The sequence below is a fragment of the Endozoicomonas sp. ONNA1 genome, from assembly GCF_024606325.1.
Classification (GTDB): Bacteria; Pseudomonadota; Gammaproteobacteria; order Pseudomonadales; family Endozoicomonadaceae; genus Endozoicomonas_A.
Window position 1 is genome coordinate 1 of sequence record NZ_JAHHPN010000790.1, and the last position, 1,004, is coordinate 1,004.

At 41.9% G+C, this 1,004-nt stretch carries 3 protein-coding genes; all 3 read right to left on the reverse strand.

Going from position 1 to position 1,004, the window contains the following annotated elements; genetic code table 11:
• Positions 1-186: type II toxin-antitoxin system MqsA family antitoxin (locus tag KDK19_RS18900; protein WP_257292620.1), on the reverse strand; the 186-nt coding region annotated here is incomplete at its 3' end.
• Positions 187-365: 179 nt separating this feature from the next.
• Positions 366-605: a hypothetical protein gene (locus KDK19_RS18905; RefSeq protein ID WP_257287617.1), complete on the reverse strand. Its 240-nt coding sequence runs from the start codon at positions 603-605 to the stop codon at positions 366-368.
• A gap of 18 nt (positions 606-623) precedes the next feature.
• Positions 624-1,004, reverse strand: a 381-nt coding sequence (locus KDK19_RS18910) for a hypothetical protein (RefSeq protein ID WP_257292621.1), incomplete at its 5' end; no start/stop codon positions are given.

Here is a 1,004-nt window from a genome sequence, read left to right on the forward strand (position 1 = left end):
ATTGTCCAGCAGTCTGAACAGTTTTACCAGTGAAAGTGGTGGTTTGGTTTTGCCATTTTCGTATCGGGAAAATGCGTTAACCCCTCCACCAAACATCTCTCCGGCCTCTTTCTGGTCAAGAGTCAGCTTTTTACGGACATTCGCAAATTCCTCGAAATATTCCTGACTCAAGAAAAGCCCCAGCAAAGAAGCTCCTGCTACTGTGAGGTTTTTTAGGGTATATCAGATGGGGTATTTATTGAAACACAGTTTTATTTGATAAAAGTAATTCAATTAAATCAATGAGTTAAAGCTTTTTCAATATTCTGCCAGAAATTACTTACATTTAGTGGTAAAAGTAAGTATTCAAGATAATCACCTCCCTGTCACTCACCCTCTGGCTTTAGCTCAACATCCAGATTCGAACGACTGCGAACGTCCAACCTCAACGTCGTCTTATCTTTCAGTCTGAGAACCTGGCCATGCCCATTTTCATAGTGATCAGCAGAACGACCCGAAGTATATCGCCAGAATTCGCAAGTCAGGTCCCTCCTGTTAAGCCGAGCCGACAAAGGCGGCGTCAGGTGAGCGAAACGAAAGAACCGGGAGTATTTGTGATGCGGCATTGCCCCTGTTTGTTCTGATCAATGAACATACTGATAACCTTGTCGCTTATATCGGTGATAAAAATAGCAGGCTGCTCCGATGACTGACGCCGTTCCAACAAAAACGACACTTCCAACTACAGCAGGAATAATGATTTTATTATTATCAGAGGGAAAATTAATAGATTTGCCCATACACCCATCCGGAAAATCGTAAAACTGCGGTTTATAAGGCATATTCCAGCTGGCGACACAATCACTCTCTCCACAGTTAATTATCCCGCAACTCTCAGCACCAGTTTCGCAAACAGAGCTTATTTTGACAGTGCATTTTTCTGGTATATCTAGAAAAATATTTGTAGCTTGTCCAGCACCATCGCCTTTTGTACAAAAGTCCCATAATAACCCTTTGTATTTAAA

Excerpts from the sequence above, each read along its gene's own strand:
- KDK19_RS18905 (WP_257287617.1), bottom strand. The coding sequence starts at position 605 with ATGCCGCATCACAAATACTCCCGGTTCTTTCGTTTCGCTCACCTGACG.